This is a genomic window from Streptomyces sp. NPDC086549 (assembly GCF_044746205.1).
In the GTDB taxonomy this organism is placed as follows: domain Bacteria; phylum Actinomycetota; class Actinomycetes; order Streptomycetales; family Streptomycetaceae; genus Streptomyces.
Map to the genome: position 1 here is coordinate 238,915 of NZ_JBIVBS010000003.1, position 21,394 is coordinate 260,308.

The 21,394-nt window shown below is 69.4% G+C and carries 20 protein-coding genes and 5 pseudogenes; 13 read left to right on the forward strand and 12 right to left on the reverse strand.

Annotated elements, in window-relative coordinates; all coding sequences use genetic code 11:
• Positions 1-103: 103 nt before the first annotated feature.
• From ACIPSA_RS12045 to ACIPSA_RS12055, 3 genes and pseudogenes are all read right to left on the reverse strand, one after another.
• Positions 104-526, reverse strand: coding sequence for a hypothetical protein (locus ACIPSA_RS12045; RefSeq protein ID WP_402632356.1), 423 nt, complete (start codon positions 524-526; stop codon positions 104-106).
• Positions 523-1,028, reverse strand: a pseudogene (locus ACIPSA_RS12050) (transposase); the annotation flags it as partial. The pseudogene ACIPSA_RS12050 and the gene ACIPSA_RS12045, both read right to left, overlap by 4 nt.
• A gap of 612 nt (positions 1,029-1,640) precedes the next feature.
• Positions 1,641-1,835, reverse strand: a pseudogene (locus ACIPSA_RS12055) (alpha/beta fold hydrolase); the annotation flags it as partial.
• Positions 1,836-1,843: 8 nt separating this feature from the next.
• On the opposite strand from ACIPSA_RS12055, the pseudogene ACIPSA_RS12060 reads away from it, so the two are divergent.
• From ACIPSA_RS12060 to ACIPSA_RS12070, 3 genes and pseudogenes are all read left to right on the forward strand, one after another.
• Positions 1,844-2,206 (forward strand): annotated as a pseudogene (locus ACIPSA_RS12060) (redoxin domain-containing protein); the annotation flags it as partial.
• A 71-nt stretch (positions 2,207-2,277) separates the two neighbouring features.
• Positions 2,278-3,120 carry a gamma-glutamylcyclotransferase gene (locus tag ACIPSA_RS12065; protein WP_402632359.1) on the forward strand — a complete coding sequence of 281 codons (843 nt, stop codon included), beginning with the start codon at positions 2,278-2,280 and terminating at the stop codon, positions 3,118-3,120.
• Between the two features lie 143 nt (positions 3,121-3,263).
• Complete coding sequence (locus ACIPSA_RS12070) at positions 3,264-3,518, forward strand: Smr/MutS family protein (protein ID WP_153293251.1); 255 nt, start codon at positions 3,264-3,266, stop codon at positions 3,516-3,518.
• 99 nt (positions 3,519-3,617) lie between these two features.
• Here ACIPSA_RS12070 and ACIPSA_RS12075 read toward each other — a convergent pair whose 3' ends face one another.
• Complete coding sequence (locus ACIPSA_RS12075; protein ID WP_402632364.1) at positions 3,618-3,779, reverse strand: hypothetical protein; 162 nt, start codon at positions 3,777-3,779, stop codon at positions 3,618-3,620.
• A 320-nt stretch (positions 3,780-4,099) separates the two neighbouring features.
• Between ACIPSA_RS12075 and ACIPSA_RS12080 the strand changes: the two genes are divergently transcribed.
• The 3 genes from ACIPSA_RS12080 to ACIPSA_RS12090 all read left to right on the forward strand — a co-directional run bounded on the left by ACIPSA_RS12080 (position 4,100) and on the right by ACIPSA_RS12090 (position 5,625).
• Positions 4,100-4,558 (forward strand): hypothetical protein, encoded by a 459-nt coding sequence (locus tag ACIPSA_RS12080; protein ID WP_402632367.1) that lies wholly within the window; start codon positions 4,100-4,102, stop codon positions 4,556-4,558.
• 25 nt (positions 4,559-4,583) lie between these two features.
• On the forward strand, positions 4,584-4,820 hold the full coding sequence (locus tag ACIPSA_RS12085; protein ID WP_402632370.1) for a hypothetical protein: 237 nt from the start codon (positions 4,584-4,586) through the stop codon (positions 4,818-4,820).
• A gap of 316 nt (positions 4,821-5,136) precedes the next feature.
• Positions 5,137-5,625 (forward strand): GNAT family N-acetyltransferase, encoded by a 489-nt coding sequence (locus tag ACIPSA_RS12090; protein WP_402632373.1) that lies wholly within the window; start codon positions 5,137-5,139, stop codon positions 5,623-5,625.
• Positions 5,626-6,087: 462 nt separating this feature from the next.
• Here the strand turns inward: ACIPSA_RS12090 and ACIPSA_RS12095 are convergent.
• The 4 genes and pseudogenes from ACIPSA_RS12095 to ACIPSA_RS12110 form a co-directional block, all read right to left on the reverse strand.
• Positions 6,088-6,354 (reverse strand): annotated as a pseudogene (locus ACIPSA_RS12095) (peptidase S8); the annotation flags it as partial.
• Positions 6,355-6,384: 30 nt separating this feature from the next.
• Positions 6,385-7,605 carry a metallophosphoesterase gene (locus ACIPSA_RS12100; protein ID WP_402632376.1) on the reverse strand — a complete coding sequence of 407 codons (1,221 nt, stop codon included), beginning with the start codon at positions 7,603-7,605 and terminating at the stop codon, positions 6,385-6,387.
• 878 nt (positions 7,606-8,483) lie between these two features.
• On the reverse strand, positions 8,484-8,861 hold the full coding sequence (locus ACIPSA_RS12105; protein WP_402632379.1) for a DUF427 domain-containing protein: 378 nt from the start codon (positions 8,859-8,861) through the stop codon (positions 8,484-8,486).
• 32 nt (positions 8,862-8,893) lie between these two features.
• Positions 8,894-9,247 (reverse strand): VOC family protein, encoded by a 354-nt coding sequence (locus ACIPSA_RS12110; RefSeq protein ID WP_402632382.1) that lies wholly within the window; start codon positions 9,245-9,247, stop codon positions 8,894-8,896.
• A 200-nt stretch (positions 9,248-9,447) separates the two neighbouring features.
• On the opposite strand from ACIPSA_RS12110, the gene ACIPSA_RS12115 reads away from it, so the two are divergent.
• The 4 genes from ACIPSA_RS12115 to ACIPSA_RS12130 all read left to right on the forward strand — a co-directional run bounded on the left by ACIPSA_RS12115 (position 9,448) and on the right by ACIPSA_RS12130 (position 12,701).
• Positions 9,448-10,167, forward strand: a complete 720-nt coding sequence (locus ACIPSA_RS12115; protein ID WP_402632385.1) for an SDR family NAD(P)-dependent oxidoreductase — start codon at positions 9,448-9,450, stop codon at positions 10,165-10,167.
• A 30-nt stretch (positions 10,168-10,197) separates the two neighbouring features.
• The gene (locus ACIPSA_RS12120) at positions 10,198-10,944 is read left to right on the forward strand and encodes an SDR family NAD(P)-dependent oxidoreductase (RefSeq protein ID WP_402632388.1); all 747 of its coding nucleotides are present in this window, start codon (positions 10,198-10,200) and stop codon (positions 10,942-10,944) included.
• A gap of 117 nt (positions 10,945-11,061) precedes the next feature.
• The gene (locus ACIPSA_RS12125; protein ID WP_402632391.1) at positions 11,062-11,916 is read left to right on the forward strand and encodes an alpha/beta fold hydrolase; all 855 of its coding nucleotides are present in this window, start codon (positions 11,062-11,064) and stop codon (positions 11,914-11,916) included.
• A gap of 179 nt (positions 11,917-12,095) precedes the next feature.
• Entirely contained in the window at positions 12,096-12,701 is a 606-nt protein-coding gene (locus ACIPSA_RS12130; RefSeq protein WP_402632394.1) for a TetR/AcrR family transcriptional regulator, read from the forward strand.
• A 610-nt stretch (positions 12,702-13,311) separates the two neighbouring features.
• Here ACIPSA_RS12130 and ACIPSA_RS12135 read toward each other — a convergent pair.
• The gene (locus ACIPSA_RS12135) at positions 13,312-13,974 is read right to left on the reverse strand and encodes a response regulator (RefSeq protein WP_402632397.1); all 663 of its coding nucleotides are present in this window, start codon (positions 13,972-13,974) and stop codon (positions 13,312-13,314) included.
• Positions 13,949-15,121 carry a sensor histidine kinase gene (locus tag ACIPSA_RS12140; RefSeq protein ID WP_402632400.1) on the reverse strand — a complete coding sequence of 391 codons (1,173 nt, stop codon included), beginning with the start codon at positions 15,119-15,121 and terminating at the stop codon, positions 13,949-13,951. Before ACIPSA_RS12140 ends, ACIPSA_RS12135 begins: the two co-directional genes overlap by 26 nt.
• A gap of 175 nt (positions 15,122-15,296) precedes the next feature.
• Between ACIPSA_RS12140 and ACIPSA_RS12145 the strand changes: the two genes are divergently transcribed.
• Positions 15,297-17,567 carry an MMPL family transporter gene (locus ACIPSA_RS12145; RefSeq protein WP_402632403.1) on the forward strand — a complete coding sequence of 757 codons (2,271 nt, stop codon included), beginning with the start codon at positions 15,297-15,299 and terminating at the stop codon, positions 17,565-17,567.
• Between the two features lie 67 nt (positions 17,568-17,634).
• Here ACIPSA_RS12145 and ACIPSA_RS12150 read toward each other — a convergent pair.
• A pseudogene (locus tag ACIPSA_RS12150) lies at positions 17,635-18,638 on the reverse strand (IS5 family transposase).
• Between the two features lie 73 nt (positions 18,639-18,711).
• Positions 18,712-19,272 (reverse strand): MarR family winged helix-turn-helix transcriptional regulator, encoded by a 561-nt coding sequence (locus tag ACIPSA_RS12155; protein WP_402632406.1) that lies wholly within the window; start codon positions 19,270-19,272, stop codon positions 18,712-18,714.
• A gap of 87 nt (positions 19,273-19,359) precedes the next feature.
• Between ACIPSA_RS12155 and ACIPSA_RS12160 the strand changes: the two genes are divergently transcribed.
• Together ACIPSA_RS12160 and ACIPSA_RS12165 are read left to right on the forward strand one after the other, a co-directional pair.
• A complete protein-coding gene (locus ACIPSA_RS12160; protein WP_402632409.1) occupies positions 19,360-20,268 on the forward strand; it encodes an alcohol dehydrogenase catalytic domain-containing protein in 909 nt (302 codons plus the stop codon).
• A gap of 46 nt (positions 20,269-20,314) precedes the next feature.
• Positions 20,315-20,698, forward strand: coding sequence for a limonene-1,2-epoxide hydrolase family protein (locus ACIPSA_RS12165; RefSeq protein ID WP_143656877.1), 384 nt, complete (start codon positions 20,315-20,317; stop codon positions 20,696-20,698).
• Positions 20,699-21,394: the final 696 nt, after the last annotated feature.

Below are 21,394 nucleotides of genomic sequence, written 5' to 3' on the forward strand. Positions count from 1 at the left end.
CGCGTTGCTCCGTGCAACGCCCTCTCAGAGAGCGGTATGCGATTTGGTGTCCGTTTCGCCCTTTCGGGAGGGTAAGCGGGCCGGCCGTGGCGTCGCCGGGCGGTTACGGCCGCGGCTGGGTGAACAAGCCCTGCTCGGTCTCGACCAGGATTCCGCGCTCGGTCAGCCGCTTGAGCTTCAGGCGGGTGTTGTTGATGTTGTTGGGCGTGATCTCCAGGTCCATCGCCTCGCACACCTGCCGCGCCCGCAGCGGCGTGTCGGCCGCGGCGAACACCGCCATGATCTGCTGGTAGGCCGGATGGTCCGGCAGCTTCGGGGCCGGCGGCGCGTGCGGCTGCGGATCGGGCAGCTTCAGCAGCGTCTTGCGGGTGATCCGGACCTCCTCGGCGGCCCGGCCGAGCTCGTCCAGCCGTGCGGTCAGCTGCGCGATCTCCTTCCTCGTCGCCTCGGCCTGCGCGGCGATCTCCCGTTCCCGCTCCTCCAGCCGCGCCAGCACCGCCCCGAGGGTCAGCTCCCCGCCGGTCATGCGCTGCGCCAGGCCATAGCGGTGGCCCCGGTCAGCCGGCGCAATATCACCGCAGTCATCGCCCAGTACACCCGCGACTCCGAACTGCGCGGCAGGTGCTCGTAGTCGCGCACCAGCCTGCGGTGCAGCATCAAGATCCCGTAGGCGCGCTCCACGATCCACCGCTTGGGGATCGGCACGAACCCGGTCCGGGCCGGGTTGCGCTCGACGATCTCCACCTCGATGCCCACCGTCTGCCCATGCGCGACGACGGCGTTCTTGAAGCCCTGGTCGACCAGGGCCTTCTCCACGGTGTCGGTATCAGCGGCGACCCTGTCCAGGAGCGCGATGCCTGCGGCGTTGTCGTGCACGGACGCGGCGAGCACCGCCACCGCGATCACCAGGCCCAACACGTCAGCGGCCAGGCCGCGCTTGCGGCCCGGTACTTTTTTGCCGCATCACGCCCCGTCGACTCCGCGGGCACCCTGGCCGCCGCGTGCACGCTCTGGGTGTCGAGCACCACCTCGAACGCGCTGTCCGCGGAGGGGGCGCGAGGGACCTGTCTGGTGGCGTTCCAGTACTCGTTCGCGACGGCGGACATGGTGACGCCCGGCCTGTTCGGCTTCCTGTACGGCGTGAACCGGGTGCTGCCGTGGGTGGTCGTGGGCTGCCTGGCGCTGACGGCGGGCGTGGCGATCCGGCCTCTGGAGCGGCGCTTGGCGGACGACAAAGCGGTGGGAGGCTCCCTGCAGCGCCTGAGAGGTGACGGGCCGCGGGGGCGCCTGAGCGGCAGGGCATGCGAGCCGCTTGAGCGGCGGTTGACTGACTGCGGGACGTGGGAGGGACGCGGCGCGGATCGCGGCCGGGAGAGGTGTTCGAAGAGTGGGTGCAGGATGCGCAGCACCCGCACCAGCGGGTCTGCGGGCAGGGTTGGCATCTGCTGCCAGGTGTGTACCCGGAAGGCCGGCTCCGGCAACTGGCGCACGGCGCGTGGTGGTGTCCCGTCGTGTGCTGAGAGAGATCAGTTGTTGTCAGTGCTGGGCAGCGCGGTGGTGTCGGTGGTGGGGACGTCGCGGTAGACCGCGGCCATGCTCTCCTCAGAACCTGGCAGGTTCGACGATTCGGCAGGCCAGGCTCAGGTGCAGGCCCTCAGGAATTTGATGAGCGCCACGTTCACCTCGTCCGGGCGTTCCTGCTGAGTCCAGTGCCCGCAGCCGGCCAGCTTGAGGGGATTGCGCCACAGCTTGGGCATGAGGTTGGGGAGGCTCTCGATGACTTCGGGTGTGCCGGGGAAGGCGGGGACGGCGTCGCGGTCGCCGTAGATGTACATGGGGTGAGCCGCCGATCCCCGGAGCTGTCGGCTGCACGCTGGAGAACCGGATTTTCCGAGACGCCTGGCCCGACTTCCGGCGGGCGGGGGTGGATGTACGCGGGGCGAGCACCCAACTCCCCCACGAGCAGGCGGAGTTTGCCCGCTCCGAGGAGGTCCCGTACCCCCTCCTCTCCGACGCCGCCCACCAGCTGGCAGCTGCCCTGCGGCTGCCGATGTTCCGTGGCGCAGGCCGACCGCGCCACAAACGCCTGATCCTGATCGTCGACGTCGAACGGACCGTACGGCACACGCTGTTCCCGGTCCTCGACATCCCCCACGCGGTCGCCGAGAGCCTGCGACTGGCCGCGGACTGCGCCCGGACAGCGTGAGCGGCCCTGCCGTGTCCACTCGCCCAGTGAAGCCCGATGAAAGAGGCACCCAGTGAAGGAGACTGCACGCCGTGAATGATCCGACCGTGCCCGCTCAGACCGTCCACCACCCTTTCTCCTACGGCACCCTGCAACTGCCCGAGGTCCAGATCTCCCAGTTCGGCCGCCTGCTCGACGGCAGCCCGGACGCCCTGCCGGGCCACCGCATGACGACCATCCAGATCACCGATCCCGCCGTGATCAAGGCCAGCGGCACCGACCGTCATCCGCTGGCCGTCGTCTCGCCGGACCTGGAGGACGCCGTCGAGGGGCAGGTTTTCGCGATCAGTGATGCCGAATTGGCCGCGACGGACGCCTATGAGGTCGACGATTACGCCCGCGTCTGGGTGACCCTGCGCTCGGGAATCCGGGCGTGGGTCTGTCTGGAGCGCACGAACGGAGCGCCCGGCGCCACGGATGCCCCCGCTTCCGGCGAGCGTGGCGGCGCGGTGGGCGTGGACGACGGTGCCGGGGATCCCGTGAGTGTGCGGGAGTGGCTGCGGAGTCTGGAGGTGTTCGCGGGACCGCTGGCGGACTTCGATCCCGCCGGCGCCCCGGCTGAGCCTGTCGATCTGTTCCTCGGTTGGCTGAGGGAGGCGGTCGCCGCGGGTGTCTGCGGCCTGAAGACCGGTGCGGAGCTTCCGCTCGGCGTGCCCGCAGTCAACTCGACTGGATGCGGGCGTCTGAGGAAGACTGGGCACGTCCGGCAAGCGTTGGCGGGCGGGCAGGTTTTCCGAGCCGGTCCGCTGCGGGCGAAGTGCACCCAGCGCCCCGAACTCGCCGAGATCCTCATCTCCACAGGGGACGCTGTCATCCGGTACACCGGCCTTTCGGACTCGTCGTCCCGGAGGGATGTATCCGGCAATCGTGGATAGAAGTGGATGGGTCGACTGGTGGAGTTGACCGGTCCGAACTCGGTGCGATCCGTTCGGACCTGCCCAGGTCGGGGTCCTGGCAGGGTGTCGCATGACACACTCGGACCGGGTCGTCACAGGTGGCGGCAGCGGGAGGTAGCACCTTGCTGACATTGGATTTGCACCCGATCTTCCGGAACAACCGCGACATCGAACTCTCGCTGCGGCAGATCGTCTTCCAGGCGAAACGCACGGGGGAGCCCGTCGTGCAGATCATTCACGGAAAGGGCACTGGGCAGCTCAAGGGGCGCGTCCTCGCGTTCCTCGGCCAGAAGCACATCAGGAAGCTGTACGACCGCGTGGAGATCGACACGGCCAACACGGGCCGGATCCTGGTCCACTTCGCGCCACGCCCCTGAGCCCTCTCCCGTCTTGGTTCGGGGCGCCGGGGCGCCCGTTCCAGGGCCGTCCATCCGGCGCCCCGGTCCGTACGCCATCTCAGGATGGAGCTGACGCCGTCACCAGGTGACAGGCAACTCGTGGACGCCGTAGGCGAGTTTGTCGTGCCGGAACGGGACGTCAGCCAGCGGGACGGCCAGCCGCAGGCCGGGCAGTCGCCGCAGCAGAGTGGGGCAGGCGACCTGGAGCACGAACCGGGCGAGGGGCTGACCCAGGCACATGCAAGCAGCAGGGTGGGGTCTCAAGCCGAGTTCCATTGGTAAGGGAAAGGGCGTATCGCGCGTGGAAATACGCCATGGCGAGTGGTTCTAGGGGGAGCCATAGTCAAGAGTTGTGGGCGAGCTGAATTCGGCGCTTGCTCTGCTTCATCTCGTGGAACTCGACTATCCTCGACGGACGTGTGCTGCGCTCACACAGTACGAGGCCCGGCCGGCCAGGAGGCCACCAGCAAGGCGCTCACCGAGTCGCCGGCGACCAGCCCGAGCTGGTCGCCTGAAAGGCGTTCGTCGCCCGTCGCCCAGCGGCGCTGGCCTCGCCGGTCATGGGAGCACGAGCGCAGTACGTGGTGGTCGAGAAACGCGCCTGGCAGCGGTACTACTCGCACTGGGCCGCCAACCGGGTGGTTGACGATCTGCTGCCCGGTCCGGCCGCGGCGACACGCTGCTTCCGCGCCAACCGGGAGATCGACCGATGGCTCGACGACGTGTGGTGCGAGGGCGCTGCACTTGTCGACCACGACCGCCGGATCCTGCTCTGGTTTGCCTTCGCGGACAGCTGGGCCGACCACCTCGCCGCCCGCGCCGTACTGGCCCGGACATGGCCCGGTTGGGACGTCCGCTTCGCGCACGACGGCATGGGCGATCTGACTCACCACCTGGGCCTTGGCAGGGACCTGACCCGTCCGCCGGGCTGTGCCGCACCAACCGGCCGATCCCACCCCCGCCGAACTGGCCGCGCTGCGTACGGCGCTCGATGCGCTGGTCGCAAGGGCGGAGGTTGACTGACCACCACCTCATGGGCTTCCCATGGCCCGGATCGGACAGCACCGTGGCCATCTCCTCGGCATGCGCGACGTGCAGCGGCAGCAGGTCCAGCCGCCTGGTGCCGATGGCCTGGGCCGCGAGGGTGCTCACGCCGCGATCACCGGCGCGAGGCTGCGAGCCGTGATCACGACCTTGCCGGAGACGACGGTCGTCGGCCTGCCCCGCGGTGCCGGCGAGAGACTTGTCCGCTTCGTTGCGGAGCCCACATCTCTCCGCTGATCTGATAACCCACGGGGGTGCTACGTGACCTGGGGCGTTCCGGCCCTCGGGGCACGAGTGCTCCGCCTTGCTGCAGGCCCTGCCATAGGGGCTTCTGTGATAGCGGGTGATACGGCGAGGCCCGCCAGAAACCGTTCCGACGGGGACCTCCGCGCGGAGCCGTGAGACGCCGAAGCCGCACCGAAGCGCTCCGGCGCGGCTTCGGCGTGAGATCGGTTGCGCTCGCACGAGTGGTTCCCGGGAGCGGTGCAGGAACGCCTGCCCGAGCAGCCGACCCGCCGCAGGAAGGCACTCCCCGGTGCGAAATACTCTCCCGATGAGTTCACGCACTTCCCCGATCAGCCAGCCGATCACGATACGGAGGGCCGTCGCCCGGGATGCCAAACGGCTCACGCGGCTCGTGCGTGGCTCAGGCGCCTACGAGGGTAAGTACGCGGCCGCAGTCGCGGGCTACCGGGTCGGTCCTGATTACATCGAGGCCCACCGCGCCTTTGTGGCCGTCGGCGCCGACGAGCATGGAGGCCGGGTCCTCGGGTTCTACTCGCTCGTCCTCGCTCCACCGGAGCTCGACCTGCTGTTCGTCGCCGACGACGTGCAAGGACGGGGTATTGGACGGCTGCTCGTGGCGCACATGCAGTCCGAGGCCCGTGCCGCCGGGCTCGACCGTGTCAAGGTCGTGTCGCATCGTCCCTCTGAGGACTTCTACCACCGCGTCGGTGCGGTGCGGACCGGGACCGCGTTCGCGAACCCGCCCGCCGTGCCGTGGGACCGTCCCGAATTCGAGTTTCGCATTCCTTCGGAATGACGCGGTGCCGGTTCGCAGGGCACCGGCTATGCCTGCATGGTGGTCGGCATGCAGGAGCCGCTGGACGCCGCGCGCTCCGTGTGTGCCGTCGTCTCTGCCCTGGCGGGGGGATCGCCTGCGCCGGCGGCCTCTCCCGGCGACTCCCTCGCCTCCGGCACTCCCAGGGCCATCGAAATCGCGTACACCTCGGCTCGCTCCACACACGATCGAGGTCGGCCGCGTAAATACGTAGTTCACACAACCCTGATCTGCGAGACGAAGTGGCCACAGTCCACCGTCAGCGCTGTAGGGGGTGATGCCTTGCCAGTGCAGCCATCAGCGCAAGTGGAAGTAGTCACAGCTCTTGCCCCGTGGAGCTTGGCCGACCGGCGTCGGTGCGGCCCGCGGTGGAGCGGATCGGCGGGAGGCTCCGGACAGGGGCATCAGAGTCTGACTGTCGTGGGTGTTGGCCAGGTCCTACTCGGCGTTCGGGTCGTCGTAGGCGTCGACGATGGCGATGGTCCTGCCGGAGCCGCTGGCGGAGGCGGCGGAGGTCAGGCCGTAGGCCGACTGCAGGTCGCTGGGGCCGTAGCCGGTGGGGGAGTCCGCGGCGGCGTTCGGCCGGACGGTCTGGGGTGCGATGCCCTTCTTCGCCGCCTGCTCTTCCTGGAAGGCGGTGGTGCCGCTGGTGACGCGCAGGGCGTTGCAGGATGCGTAGCCCTTCTTCGGGGTGCCGGCGCACTGCAGCATCTCCAGGCGGAACCGCCGGCCCGCCCAGCGCTACGGCGTGGGGGGCCGCTGCGGGGAGCGGAGTACGAGCAGGGTGATCTCGCTCGGGGCGAAGACGCGGAAGGGCGGGCCCCAGAAGCCGGTGCCACGGCTGGTGTAGAGGAGGGTGCGGGTGCCGTGGCGGCTGAGGCCGGCGAGGGCGGGCTGGTCGATGCGGACCAGGTGGTGGAAGGGCCAGATCTGGCCGCCGTGGGTGTGGCCGGAGAGCTGGAGGTCGACGCCGTCGGCTGCCGCCCGGTCGACGAACTTGGGCTGGTGTGCCAGGAGCAGGACGGGGTGGTCGGGGTCGGCGCCGTGCAGGGCTCCGGCGAGGTGGGCGCCGTGGCCGGCGAGGCCGGAGGACTCGGCCGTGACGTCATCCACGCCGGCGACCACGAGGGTGTCGCCGCCGCGTTCGAGCAGCAGATGACGGTTGCGCAGTGGCTCCCAGCCCAGCTCGTCCATCAGGTCGACCCAGCCCTGGGCCTCGCTGTAGTACTCGTGGTTCCCGGTGACGTAGACCCGGGCCCGGGTGGCCTGCACGGTGCCGAGTGGGGCGGCCTGGGCGCGGCGGCGTTCGGCCGTGCCGTCCGCGATGTCTCCGGTGTGGCAGACCAGGTCGGCCTTCAGCGTGTTGACCGTCTCGCAGACCCGTGCCGACCAGTGGGCGCGGTCGAGCGGGCCGTAGTGGGTGTCGGTGATGAGGACGACACGCGTGCCGTCCAACCCGGCCCCCAGGCGCGGAAGTTGCACGTCCAGGCGGCGTACCCGTGGTACTCGGCGGGCCTCGGCGTACCCCCAGGTGAGCAGCACGGTGGCTGCGCCGAGGACCGCCCAGGTGACGATCCGGGCCCGGTCCTGGCCTTCGCCGACGCCGGTCACGGTCAGGGCGAGCCGCAGCGGGACGCCGAGCACGACGGACCAGGTGAACAGGGTCCAGATGGCGCCCAGCAGGGTGTCTCCGACGATCGCCGCCCAGTCCTGCTGGCGTCGGCCGTGGCCGCGCACCATCGCGAGCGGCATACCGATCAGGCCGAGGACGAACAGGGCGGTGCCGGCGAGCGTGACAGGGAGCGGCCAGTGCTGACCGGTGTGCAGCAGCAGCCAGCAGGGCACGGTCCACAGCAGGACGGGGGCGATCAGGGGGAGGTAGCGCATCAGGCGGTGCAGTCGGCTCTGCTGAGTCGCGTGCGCTGCACTGTCGGCGGATCGGGTTTCGCTGGTGTCGGTCACGCTTCCCCTCCTTGAACAACCAGGATGCCGTCGCGCGCACTGTATCCGGCCGTCCCGGGCCGGTCGGACGGACGGGGTGGTCATGGTGGGCAGCCCCATGTGGCGAGGTGGCCTCCGAGTTCGCCCCGGCTCACGCGGTTGGTGACTCTGCTCCTGACCGGGGCCGCGGCGGCTTCGAACGGTGAGGCGTAGAAGCTCCGGAAGCAGTGGAGAGTACAGCCCATCGTCGTGGGCCGGGTGAGATCCACATGCCGGTGCCCGTAATGCTCAGTATTTCTGGGTGGGGATGCTGTGACGGGCGGGAGGATGGGTGGGTGCTGTCCCGGGTCCGGGGTCTGACTCATGACACGCCTGACCGAAGTGTCCTGGTCTCACGGTGTCGGCCGTTGGCCGGGGATGGTGCGTTGTCGGTGCCGGGCCGGCGGGGCGTGTCCCGATAGGGGCCTGCCGATCAGTTGTGGCGTCCTCACGATTCTGACCGCCCGATGCGGCCCGGTACCGGCAACGTGACGCGCCATCGGACCGGAAGGGGGACGGGCATGTCCAGTTCGACCATGTCCAGTACGCCGCCTGCCCCGCAGACTTGTCGTCGACGCTCTGCGGGATACCGCGATCTGCTGAAGTAGGCCAGGAAGTGGGGAGCCGTGAGGCTGCCCGCGAGGTCTTCCACCTGGTCGGACAGCTACAGCCAGGACCCCGCTCATAGGGGCTGTGACAGCTGACAGCACGACGAAGCCCGGCCGGTCTGCCGATGGGGGCTCTGCGTGTGGTGGGTTGCGACGGTGTGCCGTGATTGGCGGGAGCTGCTCGTCTCGCTGGTTGGGGTGGTGGGAGCGCCGGCCAGGCGGGAGGAGGCCCGCGGCCTCCTCCCGCGGCTGTCAGGCGCCTACCTGGATGTCCACCTGGTCGGTGTAGAAGGCGACGTGGCCGGCGATGGCTGCGACAAAGTCGTACGGCTCGCGGTAGGACCACACCGCGTCGGTGAGCCCGCCTCCGGGAAGGGCGATGCCGTAGTAGGACGCGTCGCCCTTGTAGGGGCAGTACGTCTGGGTGGCGCTGGATGTGAGCAGCGACTGGTCGACGTCGTCGAGCGGGATGTACTGGACGGGCGGGTAGTTGGCCTCGCGCAGGGTCAGGGCCCGGGTGGTGTCGGCGACGATCTGTCCGCCGGCGCGCGCCACGACGCGCACGCCGGTGGGCTCGATGGTGATCGGATGGTCGGGACCGGGGATCTTGGGTTCCGGTGTCGTCGTCATGGTCTTCTCCTCAGTTCCTGGTGGTGGGTGGTCTAGCCGGCGATGAGGTCGAACTCGTTGCCCTCGATGTCGGCGAACGTGGTCCACCGGGCGCCGCCGCGCACGACTTCGTGGAGCTTGGTAGCCCCGAGAGCGAGCAGACGCTCGCTCTCGCCCTCGTAGTCCCTGGTGATCAGATCCGGGTGGAACCGGTTCTTGACGCTCTTGGCCTCGGGCACCTTGTGGAAGGCCAGCCGCGGTCCGCTGCCGGGATCACCGGCCTCCACCACGGCGTCGTGCTCATCCGCCCCGTCGGCGACTACGCGCTCCAGAACCGCGGCCCAGAACTGCGCCGCGCGTACGGCGTCGGTGGCGTCGAACGACACGCCGAAGAAGGCGCTACTCATGTGCTGCTCCCTGTGTTGAAGAGTGATTAGACCAGTCTGTTCACTCGTTCTCTAACCGTAGAAGCGGGCTATCCAGCTGTCAAAAACAACAGATGAGATGCCTTGACGACCTTGCCGAGTTGACGAGACTAGACCGACCTGTTTAGCTGGATAGCGAAAGAAGACAGACCGGTCTAACCAAAGCTAGAGGAGTTGCGATCATGTCCGAGACGCAGACAGCCCTGGTGACCGGCGCGACGTCTGGCATCGGCCGGGCCGCAGCGCTGAAGCTCGCCCGGGACGGATTCAAGGTCCTGGTCCACGGACGCGACGCCGAGCGCGGAGCCGCAGTGGTCAAGGAGATCGAGAGCGCAGGCGGCAGCGCCGAGTTCCTCGCCGCCGACCTCGCCGATGTCGGTGCCGTCAGGCAGCTTGCGGCCACGGCCGGGGACATCGACGTTCTCGTCAACAACGCCGGGTTCTCCTGGTTCGGCCCCACCGCCGACCTGGAGCCCGACACCTACGACGCGCTGTTCGACGCCAACGTGCGCAGCGCCTACTACCTCACGGCCGCCATCGCACCGGCGATGGCCGAGCGCGGCGACGGCGTCGTGATCAACCTGGGCAGCATGGCCGGGCAGGTCGGCCTGCCGGGCGGTGCCGCCTACAGCGCCACCAAGGCCGCGCTCACCTCGCTGACCCGTTCCTGGGCCGCCGAGTACAGCCCGCGGGGTGTGCGGGTCATCACCGTCGCCCCCGGACCGGTCTACACCGGCGGCTCCTCCAGGGAGAACCTCACGGCCCTGGGCAAGACCACACTCCTGGCCCGCACGGCAGAGGCCGAGGAGATCGGAGACGTCATCGCGTTCCTGGCCTCGCCGGCCGCCGGCTACATCACCGGCGCCGTCATCCCCGTCGACGGCGGACGCACCGCCGTGTGACCCCCACCGCTACAGAAACCGAGCAAGGCAATGGACAACCCCGTCGTATTGATCACCGGTGCCCTCACGGGCATCGGCCGTGCCGCCGCCGTCGCCTTCGCCAAGCAGGGCGCGAACGTGGTCGTCACCGGACGCCGCGATGAGGCCGGCAAGGCCCTGGTCGAGGAACTGCGCGCGGCCGGCTCGTGGGCCGAGTTCATCAACGCCGACGTCCGCAACGAGGACGACGTACGCGCCATGGTCGACGAGACCGTCACCCGTTTCGGCCGTCTGGATATCGCGGTGAACAACGCCGGCACCGAGGGCCGGCCCAGCCCGATCACCGACCAGAGCGCGGAAACGTACAACGCGACGTTCGACACGAACGTCCTGGGCGTGCTCCTGAGCATGAAGCACCAGGTCCGCGTCATGCAGGAACAGGGCAGCGGCAGCATCGTCAACATCTCCTCGACCTACGGGCACGAGGGCGCGGCCGGGGCCTCCGTCTACGTCGGCAGCAAACACGCCGTCGAAGGCATCACCAAGTCGGTGGCCCTGGAGGTCGCAGCCTCGGGAATCCGCGTCAACGGCGTGGCCCCCGGCCCCACGGACACCGGCATGCTGACCCGCTTCACCGGCACACCGCAGAACAAGGCAGCCCTGGTGAGCGAGGTCCCGCTCGATCGCCTCGGGCTCCCTGAGGAGCTTGCCGCCGCGATCGTGTTCATCGCATCGGACGACGCGTCGTACATCACCGGCCACATCCTCAACGTCGACGGCGGCCACACCGCCAACTGATCCGCTCCGGGTGCAGACCTTCCCTGTGCACCCGGACGGCCACAACGTGCGGCCGCCGAAACCGCTGCCTGGCTCACCACCTCACCTCCCCACGCTGATCCAAGGAGAAGCGCCACCGTGCCCGATCACATCCACGACACCGCTCCGACCCAGTTCGTCGAGGTCGGCGGCATCCGTTTCGCCTACCGGCGCTTCGGCGACACAGCCGCCGGTCGGACACCGGTCGTGTTCTTCCAGCACTTCATCGGCAACCTCGACGACCACGACCCGGCGATCAGCGACGGATTCGCCGCCGACCGCGAGGTCATCCTGTTCAACAACACCGGAGTGGCCTCGACCAGCGGCGTCGTCCCGGACACCATCGAGCAGATGGCCACCGACGCGGGCATCTTCATCGACGCCCTCGGGCTGACGAGCGTGGACCTGGTCGGCCACTCTATGGGCGGCCTGGTCGCCCAGCAGGTCGTCATCCAGCGCCCCGACCTGGCCCGCAAGCTCGTGCTGGTCGGCACCGGCCCGCGCGGCGGCGTGGGCATCGGCGAGACGCCGGCGGAGACCGCCGCACTGTTCACCGTCACGCTGCCCCGGCAGGAAGACATGTGGCTGCCGGTCCTGTTCGCCCCGACCGAGACCAGCCAGAAGCTGGGCCGCGCGTACGTCGAGCGGATCGTGGCCCGCAAGGAGCGCGACGCCTCTGCGTTCGGCGAGCAGGTCTACGCCGGCCAGGGCACCGCCATCCACGCTTACGGCGCCACGAAGGACCCCGCGTACTCGGTCCTGAAGAACATCAGGATCCCGGTCCTGGTGGTCAACGGCACCGACGACATCATCATCCCCACGATCAACTCGTACATCCTTCAGCAGTTCCTCCCGGACGCCGAGCTGATCCTCTACCCGGACGCCAATCACGGCGCCCACTTTCAGTACCCCGAGCGGTTCGTCACCCATACCAAGCTCTTCCTCGACCGCTAGGACACGGCGGCAAGGCAGAAGGCCGGCAGAGCAGAGGCGGTCACCGCAGCACGGTGACCGCCTCTGCTCGTCAGCGAGGGAAGACAGGTCTGTCTGGCTTTGTTGGACGGGGTAGGAGGCGAATGAGTCCCCGCGCGGAGCCGTAAACTGGACCGCCAGTCTGAAAGAAGGAAGTCACCATGCCCACCAAGGCCAACGCCTCGAAGCCGTCCGTGCGTGAACGTCTGCTGGCCGCCGCCGACGAGCTGTTCTACAGCGAGGGCGTGCAGAGCGTTGGCATCGACCGCATCGTGCAGAAGGCCGGCGTGGCCAAGGCATCCCTCTACAACCTGTTCGGCAGCAAAGAAGAACTGGTCCAGGCATACCTCGACGCCCGCCACGCCAACACCCGTGACCAGGTCGAACGCGCCCTGACCCGGTTCCGGACGCCACGCGAGCGCTTGCTCGGAGTCTTCGACGCGCAAGGCCAGCTGTTCACCGAACCCGACTTCAACGGCTGTGCGCACATGACGGCCAGCGCGGAGGCGCGGCACGGCGGCCCCGTCGAGTGTGCCGCGGACCGGTACCGGCTGTGGGTGCGGACCATGTTCACGGAGCTGGCGCGGGAGGCCGGCGTCACCGACGCCGAGGGCTTGGCGCGGCAGCTGCACCTTCTGTACGACGGTGCGGGGGTTTCGGCGCGGATGGACCGGGATCCGTCCGCGGCGACGACCGCCCGCGCGGCAGCCGCGGCGCTGTTCGACGCCGCAGTCAGGGACAAGGAACTGGTCGACGCCGGGCAGTAATCCGGTGAGACGCCGAAGCCCCCGCTGAGGACCAGCTCAACCGAGGCGCCCGAGGGCATTCGCTCCGGCCTCGAAACGCTGGGCGGTGGAAGCACCGACGGATCCTGACGTCCACACCCATCGCCCATTCACGGATGAAACACTGCGAGAAGACCACCTATCGCGGCCTTACGCGGCGCCGGTGCGGCTGTGCAGGTCGGTGCGCGCGCTGTCGAGGATTTCGTCGGCAAGGGCCGGGTCGGCGTCGGCGACGGCGCGTGACAGAAGTAGCTGGTATGGCACTCATGTGAGGTACTCACGTTGGTAGGAGGTTGTGATCGCCAGGATTGATCGTCTGTCGCGTGATCTATCGGGTGGTCTCTAGGGCGCGTATCGAGTCGTGATCATCGGGTGGTCCTGGTGAGGTCTTTGATCCAGATCATCGAGGCGTGCAGGTGGAGACTGGCGAGGTAGCTGTCGGGAGTCTTGTCGTATCGGGTGTCTCACCGTCCCAGTTCCGGCCTCCTGGTACGTCACGCTCTGGGGCGGGTGAGGCACGTGGAGCCGACGTGAGCCGACCGGTGCACTGATGTCCGGGCGGGGACTCATGGGACATGGCCCGGCACCCGGCTCAGGTTCCGGGGAGGATACGGCGCGTTTCGTAGGCCCACATCGCGATCTCGACCCGGTTGCGGGCGCCGAGTTTGGCCATCAGGCTGGCCAGATGCGTCTTCACCGTGCTGAGGCTGATGTGCAGTGCATCGGCGATCTCGGTGTTGGTCAGCCCGCGAGCGACGGCGAGGAGCACCTGCTCCTCGCGGGCGGTGACGGGGGAGACCGGCTGGGCCACGGGCCGGCCGGCGGGCAGGTCCGCGAATGCCTGGAGCAGACGGACGGTGACGCTGGGCGCGATGAGCGCCTCACCGTCGGACGCCGACCGTACGGCCTGCGCCAGAAGGTCCGGTCCCGTGTCCTTGAGGAGGAATCCGCGGGCGCCGGCACGCAGTGAGCCGTAGACGTACTCGTCGAGGTCGAACGTGGTGATGACGACCACGGCCAGCGGGTCGGCGACGCCCGGGCCGGCGATCAGCCGGGTGGCCTCGAGCCCGTCGAGTACGGGCATGCGGATGTCGAACAGGCAGACGTCGGGGTGTAGTTCGCGGGCCAGACGTACCGCTTCCCGTCCGTCGGCGGCCTCGCCGACCACCTCGATGCCGGGCTGGGCGTTCAGCATGATCCGCAGCCCGGTGCGGATGATCGTCTGGTCGTCAGCGACGAGGACGCGAATGGACACCGCTCTCGCTCCTCGCTCTCGGCAGTTCGGCTTCGACATGCCAGCCCCGGTCGGTACCTGGGCCGGCTCGTAGTGTGCCGCCGAGCAGGGTCGCGCGCTCGCGCAGTCCGGTAAGTCCGTATCCGTCGCGACCCCGGCCGGTGCGCCGGCCGTTGTCGCGCACGCTCACCCGTACCGTGTGCCGTTCGGCGGCGACCCGGACGACGAGCTCGGTCGCGTCGACCGCATGGCGCAGCGCGTTGGTCACCGACTCCTGCACGATCCGGTAGACGGCCGCGTCCACGGCCGGGGGCAGCGCGTCCAGTTCGCCGTCGAGCCCCAGGTCGACCCTGAGGCGACCACCCGGGGTGCGCACAAGGCGCTCCAGATCCGCGACTCCGGCAGGGGGCGCCAGCTCGGCGCCGACCCCGCGGTCGCGCAGCGCGGCGACCATGGCGCGCATTTCCTCCAGCGTGCGCGCCCCTTCTTCCTCGACCCCCTCCAGCGCCTCGACGGCGGCGGACGGGTCGGTGCCCGCGAGCACCCGGCCCGCCTGGGCGGTGATCACCATGGCCGACACGTGGTGGGCCACCGTGTCGTGCAGTTCCCGGGCGAGCTGCTCGCGCTCGCGGGAGCGCACCTGCTCCAACTGCCGCTCGCGAGCGGTCGCCCGGAACCGCACGGCAGCCCCGACCACGCCGGGCAGCAGCAGGAAGACGAAGCCCACGACCTTTTCGACGACCGGGGTCTCGTCCGTGACGACACACAGCGCGCCGGCCGCGAGGATCACCGCGCCGCCCAGCACGATCTCGCGTCCCGATCCCCACCGGGGCAGCGCGTACACCAGCACGAGCACGACCGCGCCGGTGTACAGGCCGACGGGCTCGCGCGGTGCGGCGACGAGCGAGGCCACCGGAAGCAGGATCACCGAGCCGAACGCCAGCGTCACCATCGCCAGCGGGCGGGTCCGGCGCCACAGGGGCAGCAGGCACAACCATACGGCGAACACCACCGCCACCGGCCGCCACACGACGTTCTCGCGCAGGGTGGCCTCCAGCGCCACACCGGCAAGGCCCGCGGCGAGCAGCGCCCAGTCCCGCCGCACCCGGGCGGGCGCGTCGGGCGGCCGGGGTTCGGTCCACAGGGTTCGCAGGTCGTCTCGGAGCACGGTTCTCAGCCTAGGGACCGCGGCGTGCCGCGCATCGGCCGAAAGGACGGGTCGTCACTCCGCCCCGGGGCCGACGGATCCGCGGCCCGCGGGCCGATGCCGCGGAGCGCCGTGGCGACGAGCCTCGGCATCGGCGGCCGTACAAGGACGGCCGACGAGGTGGTTGGAGGACCCGATGCTCTCGAAAGCCCTGTTGCGCCTGGGCGCAAGCGCCGCCCGCCATCCCTGGCGGGTGATCGCGGCATGGCTGATCGCCGCCACGCTCGCCGTCCTCGCCGCCGTCGCCTTCGGCGGGCGTACCGCGGACTCGATGACCGCTCCGGGACTGGACTCCCGACGGGCCGCGGAACTGATCGAGCGGGCAGGCACCGGCCAGGAGGGGATGACCGCCCAAGTGGTCGTCACCCCCCTCGACGACGGTGCGACGTTCTTCGACGACGACGGCGCGCGCACCGCTCTCACGCGGCTGCGGGCCGAGGTGAAGCGGCTGCCGCACGTGCTCGGCACGAGCGACCCGGCGGGGGCGCTCGACACGGGCGGGGACACCGCCGTGCGCGGCGGCCTCGTTTCGGCCGACGGGCGGATCGCGGTCGTCCGGGTGCAGTACCCCGACCAGAGCCGGCTGTCGGCCGAAGACCTCGACGCCCTCGTCGATCTCGGCGACCGGCTGCGCGCCGAGCTGCCGCTGCGCATCGAGATGGGCGGGAACCTCTTCTACGTCTTCTCCGACCCCGACGGCGGCGCGAGCGAGCTGATCGGCCTCCTCGCCGCGGCCGCGATCCTGTTCCTGGCGTTCGGTTCGCTCGTCGCCGCCGCGCTGCCGATCGGCATGGCGGTCTTCGGGCTGACCGTCGGGGTCGCCACGATGACGGTACTGGCGGGGGTGACAGAGGTCCCCACCTTCGCACCGGTCCTGGGCAGCATGGTCGGGCTCGGAGTGGGCATCGACTACGCGCTGTTCGTGCTCGCCAGGCACCGGGAGTACCTCGCGCGCGGGCTCGATCCGCACGAGGCGGCCGGACGAGCGGTGGCCACGGCGGGGCGGCCGGTGGTCTTCGCCGGCGGCACCGTCGTCGTGTCGATCCTCGGCCTGGCGGTCGCGAACGTGCCGTTCATGACGGTGGGCGGGGTTGCCGTCTCGATCGTCGTCCTGACGATGGTGCTCGCGTCGGTGACGCTGCTGCCGGCCTTCCTCGGCGCCGCCGGCCCACGCCTGGCCCGGGCCGGCCGGATCGGCCGGGCTCTGCAGACCAGGAAGCTGGGCCGACTCGCACGGCGGCGGGACCCGGCGGCAGGCGCCGCCCACGCCGCCGGGTGGCGTCGCTGGATCGGGCACGTCAGCCAGCACCCGGTGCCGTACGCGGTCGGCGCGGCGGGGCTGCTGCTGACCGCGACGCTGCCCGTGCTCGGCCTGCGCGTCGGCCTGCCCGACGACGGCTCACTGCCCCACAACCGTACCGAGCGCCGGGCCTACGACCTCGTCGCCGAGGGGTTCGGCCCGGGCACCAACGGTCCCCTCGTCATCGCCGCGGACCCCACCGGTGATCCGGGAGTGCTGGACCGACTCGTCGCAACGGTCGCGGCGGATCCGGGCATCGCATCCGTCGCGCCGACGCACATCGATCGGGCCACCGGCATCGCGACCCTCGTGGTGTTCCCGACCACCAGCCCTCAGGACAAGGCCACGGCCGACACCATCGCCCGGCTGCGCACCGACGTGCTGCCCACGGCGATCGGGCACGGCCCGGCCAGGGCCCACGTCGGCGGCGCCGCCGCGAGCCTGTCCGATGTGGGCCAACGCACCAGCCAACGCCTGCCGGTGTTCGTCGCCGCCGTGCTGGCGATGTCGTTCCTGCTGCTGATGCTGGTCTTCCGCTCGATACTCGTACCGCTCAAGGCTGTACTGCTGAATCTGCTGAGCATCGGCGCGGCCTACGGCATCATGGTCGCGGTCTTCCAGTGGGGCTGGGGAGCCGCACTCATCGGGCTGGAAGCGACGGTTCCGATCGTGTCGTTCATCCCGATGTTCCTCTTCGCCATCCTGTTCGGCCTGTCGATGGACTACGAGGTGTTCCTCCTCTCCCGCGTACGCGAGGAGTACCTGCGCACCGGCGACAACGGCACGGCGATCGTTGAGGGCGTCTCGCGCACCGCCCGGATCATCACCTCGGCCGCCCTCATCATGGTGGCGGTCTTCCTGTCCTTCGCCGTCGCCGAGGACCCCTCCACCAAAATGTTCGGGCTCGGCCTGGCCACCGCGATCTTCATCGACGCCACGGTCGTACGCATGGTGCTGGTACCGGCGACCATGACACTCCTCGGCCGGACCAACTGGTGGCTGCCGAAGTGGCTAGACCGGATGCTTCCCCGCGGCCCGGTCGGCACCGACGACACCGACGCGGAATCCACGGGTGAAGCCCCGCGTCCACGGCTGGTTGACCGTTGACTCAACTCCTGCCCGCCCTTGGCGTCCGGCACCTCAGCGCGTCACCTAGGGGCATATCGAGTCGTGATCATCGGGTGATCCTGGTGAGGTCCTTGACCCAGGTCATCGAGGCGCGCAGGTGGAGACCGGCGAGGTAGCTGTCGGGAGTCTTGTCGTATCGGGTGGCGATGCCTCGCCATGCTTTGAGCTTGTCGATCAGGCGTTCGACGGTGTTCCGCTCCTTGTAGAGATCGGCGTCGTGGCTGACGGGTCGGCCACCTCTGGAGCCCTTCTCCTTCCGGTTGGCGGCCTGGTCCTTCTTCTCCGGGATGACCGCCTTGATACGGCGTTTGCGCAGGTGGGCGCGGTTTCCGCGGGACGAGTACGCCTTGTCCCCGGCGACCGCGTCCGGCCGGATGCGGGGTCGGCCGACGGGCCCGCGTACCCGTACCTTCTTCAGGGCGGGGATGAACTGCGGGCTGTCCGCTGCCTGGCCTGTGGTCAGGATGAACGCCAGCGGGCGGCACTTGCGGTCGGCGGCGAGGTGGACCTTGCTGGTCTGCCCGCCTCTGGAACGTCCGAGGAGGGCGGCCTTCAGCCGGAGTTTCCGCCGACGCCGGATGCGTCGTCGTTCTTCCAGCGCGGGATCACTTTCGGTCTCATGCCCGTTTTGCTCTTCGAGGCCGCCCCCTTTGACCTGGCCTTCTCCTCCTCGGCCGCGGCTTTCTCCAGGGCGGTGACGACGTCCTCGTCGAGGTGCATCCCGGCCGCGTCGTGGTGGGCTCGGGCGGTGGTGGAGTCGATGCTGACCAGGGACAGGTCCACCTCACCCCGCTTCGCGGCTTCCGTGATCAGGCCCTCCAGCAGGGCCTCGAAGACGCCGGCGTCACGCCACTGCCGGAAGCGGTTGTGGACGGTCGACCAGGCGCCGAACTCCGTCGGCATCTCCCGCCATTGCCCGCCCGTCGTGAACCGCCAGATCACGCCCTCGAACTGCTGCCGCAGTCGCTCGGGGTACGGGCCGTACTCGCCGATCGGCAGGTACGGCTCGATGAACTCCCAATCCGGATCGGTCAGTTGCACTCGCGTCACGTAAGACCGTCTATCGGACCGGACCGTGCCACGAAGGCACATCCCGCAAATTGATCACGACTCGATACGCGCCCTAAGTCAAGCCCGGCGCCCGCCGCCGGTCACTCGCCCCGGGCGGGCGCCAGTCCACCGGCGGCGGCAGGGTGCCCTGCGCGATTATGTTCGCGTAGACGCTCTCCAGCGCCTGGCTGAGCGGCCCGACAAGCTCGCGCGGCAAGCCGTCGAAGAACAGGCGACGCACGAGTTCCACGTGTCCCAGAGCCGCGGCCTCGAGCACCTTCCGGCCGTGTTGGGTCAGACTCACCTCGGTCACGCGCCGGTCGTTCGCAGACAGGCTGCAGTTCACCAGTTCCCGCTTGGCCATCCGCCGCACGTGGTGCGAGACCCTGCTGCGCTCCCAGCCGATCTGCGCGGCCAGCACCGTGATCGGCATCAGGCCCCCGTCGGCGACGCTCAGGGCCGTCAGGGCGTCGTAATCCGGCAGGGACAGGTCGCTGTCGGACTGCAGCTGGCGATTCATCTCGTAGGTCAGCCGCAGCTGAACCCGGATGTACGCCAGCCAGGCTCGTTGCTGTTCGCCGTCGAGCCACCCGCCCTCGGGCACCGGCGCGCCGCCGTTGGCATTGCGTGACATGTCACCTATGCTTTCTGTCTAGCACCACCGTCGAGGCGTGCCGCTCCCCTATCATCTCGCGCGGACCGCCAGGAGCAGGAGGTACCCGTGCCGTACGCAGCAGTGCTCACCGGATACGGATCGCCCGAGACGCTCGTGTGGTCGGAAGTCGCCCTGCCCGCACCCGGACCTGGCCAGATCAGGATGCGCGTACACGCAGCGGGAGTCGGCCCGACCGACCTGAAGATCCGGCGCGGCGACCTCCGAGAGGTCTTCCCGCTGCCCAACCCCGCCGTTCTCGGCTTCGAGGCCGCCGGCACCGTCGACGCCCTCGGACCGGGCGTCACTGGCGTGTCGCTGGGTGACGAGGTCGCCGCCCAGCTGCCCACGCTCGGCGGGTACGGCGAATACGCCCTCGCCTCGGCCTGGACCGTCAAACCGGCCACCGTCAGCTGGGCCGACGCCGCAGCGCTGCCCGCCTCGGCCGAAGCCGCCGTCGGCGTCCTGCGCCAACTCGGCGTCACCTCCGGCGAGACCCTGCTCGTCCTCGGCGGCGGAGGCTCAGTCGGCGTGATCGCCACCCAGCTGGCCGTATCCCAGGGCCTCACAGTCTTTAGCGCCACCGGCCCGAGCGACGAGCAGTTCGCCAAGGATCTCGGCGCGATCCCGGTCCGCTACGGATCGGCGCTCCTTGCGCAGATGCGCGCGCACGTCGGCAAGGTGGACGCCGTCTTCGACGCCGGAGGCAAGGGCGGTCTGCGCGACGCTGTCGAACTCGCGGGCGGCCCCGCGCGCGTGATCACCCTCGCGGACGAGCACGCGGCCGACTTCGGCGTCGCCCTCTCCGCCCCCACCCCGGACCGCGCTCCCGACGCGGTCGAGCAGACCATGCCACTACTCGCTTCCGGGCAACTCCGCCTGCGTGCCCAGCGGCTGCTGCCGATGCGGGACGCCGCGCAGGCGCACGCCCTCCTCGAAGTGGGCACAGCGCACGAAAAGCTCATCCTCACCGCTTAGCGGCCTATCGCAGTGCACTGTTCAGATCAACCGCGGGAGGAGCCAGATGGAGAGCCCAATCGAGGTAGTGCGCAGGTTTTGCGCGGCGTGGTCGGACAACACTGGGGCCGCCGAACTGGCAGCATTTTTCACCGACGACGCCATTTACCACAACATCCCGCTGGCGCCGATCACCGGCCGGGAGGCCATCGCCAACACCATCACCTCGTTCATCCGCCCTGGCCCGCCAGGCATTGAGCACATCGAGTTCCGCGTCATCAACATCGCAGCCAACGGACCGATCGTGATGACCGAGCGGGTGGACGTCTTCAAGCTCCCTGACAAATCGTTCGAACTGCCGGTCATGGGAACCTTCGAGGTCACTGACGGCAAGATCAACGCCTGGCGCGACTATTTCGACATGAACCAGTTCACCAGCCGGATGGGATAAGGCTGGACCTCATCAGCGCTCGAGCTCACATTGAGGTTTTTCATCCTGATTTCGCAGGTGGGATGGGGCGGCCTGGGTTCGGTCGGTGTGATCGGGCTGGTCGGCGGTCGTGATTGTCACTCGTGATCGTTTGCTGCACAGCGCCCGGATGTTCAAACTCAATGATGTCCCGCACTGTGGTTCGCTCGCTACGATTGTGTTGGTCGGCGGGCCCGCGGCCGCCTTCCGCACCGCCGACTCAAGGCGCGACGGGACGTCCCAGCCTGCCAGTAGTAATCACTGAAAACAACGGATATCCCTGACCAGCAGTGATCCGCCGACGGCGGCCAGGGCAGGCTCAGAGAGCCTTCACGCGGCCGGCGGGGTACGCGCCTCGGCCGACTTCCTCGACACCACCAACTGAGCGCACGTGCCTTCGCCCTCCCGGGAACTCGGGCGGCACCCGCAAGTGATGCGGAGACAACGGCTATGACCAGATCGGCATCTGACAGGCAGTGATGCAGCTGCTTGCCTGACCGTGCCCCGCCAAGGGCGCTACGGCCGAACGCCTCGACCTGGCGGGCCGTCCCGGCGAGGACCTCCGGCCTGGACATCGGGTAGTAGATGGTGTCGATCTGGTCCGCGAGATCGATGGCGATGATGTCCGCGCCTTCCTCGGCGAGCCGGACCGTATGGCTGCGGCCCTGGCCACGGGCC

Coding starts and splice junctions, on each gene's coding strand:
- ACIPSA_RS12155 (WP_402632406.1), bottom strand. CDS start 19,272: ATGTCACGCAATGCCAACGGCGGCGCGCCGGTGCCCGAGGGCGGGTGG.
- ACIPSA_RS12045 (WP_402632356.1), bottom strand. CDS start 526: ATGACCGGCGGGGAGCTGACCCTCGGGGCGGTGCTGGCGCGGCTGGAG.
- ACIPSA_RS12105 (WP_402632379.1), bottom strand. CDS start 8,861: ATGACGACGACACCGGAACCCAAGATCCCCGGTCCCGACCATCCGATC.
- ACIPSA_RS12165 (WP_143656877.1), top strand. CDS start 20,315: ATGGAGAGCCCAATCGAGGTAGTGCGCAGGTTTTGCGCGGCGTGGTCG.
- ACIPSA_RS12115 (WP_402632385.1), top strand. CDS start 9,448: ATGTCCGAGACGCAGACAGCCCTGGTGACCGGCGCGACGTCTGGCATC.
- ACIPSA_RS12130 (WP_402632394.1), top strand. CDS start 12,096: ATGCCCACCAAGGCCAACGCCTCGAAGCCGTCCGTGCGTGAACGTCTG.
- ACIPSA_RS12110 (WP_402632382.1), bottom strand. CDS start 9,247: ATGAGTAGCGCCTTCTTCGGCGTGTCGTTCGACGCCACCGACGCCGTA.
- ACIPSA_RS12075 (WP_402632364.1), bottom strand. CDS start 3,779: ATGTGCCTGGGTCAGCCCCTCGCCCGGTTCGTGCTCCAGGTCGCCTGC.
- ACIPSA_RS12090 (WP_402632373.1), top strand. CDS start 5,137: ATGAGTTCACGCACTTCCCCGATCAGCCAGCCGATCACGATACGGAGG.
- ACIPSA_RS12080 (WP_402632367.1), top strand. CDS start 4,100: ATGGGAGCACGAGCGCAGTACGTGGTGGTCGAGAAACGCGCCTGGCAG.
- ACIPSA_RS12085 (WP_402632370.1), top strand. CDS start 4,584: ATGGCCCGGATCGGACAGCACCGTGGCCATCTCCTCGGCATGCGCGAC.
- ACIPSA_RS12120 (WP_402632388.1), top strand. CDS start 10,198: ATGGACAACCCCGTCGTATTGATCACCGGTGCCCTCACGGGCATCGGC.
- ACIPSA_RS12145 (WP_402632403.1), top strand. CDS start 15,297: ATGCTCTCGAAAGCCCTGTTGCGCCTGGGCGCAAGCGCCGCCCGCCAT.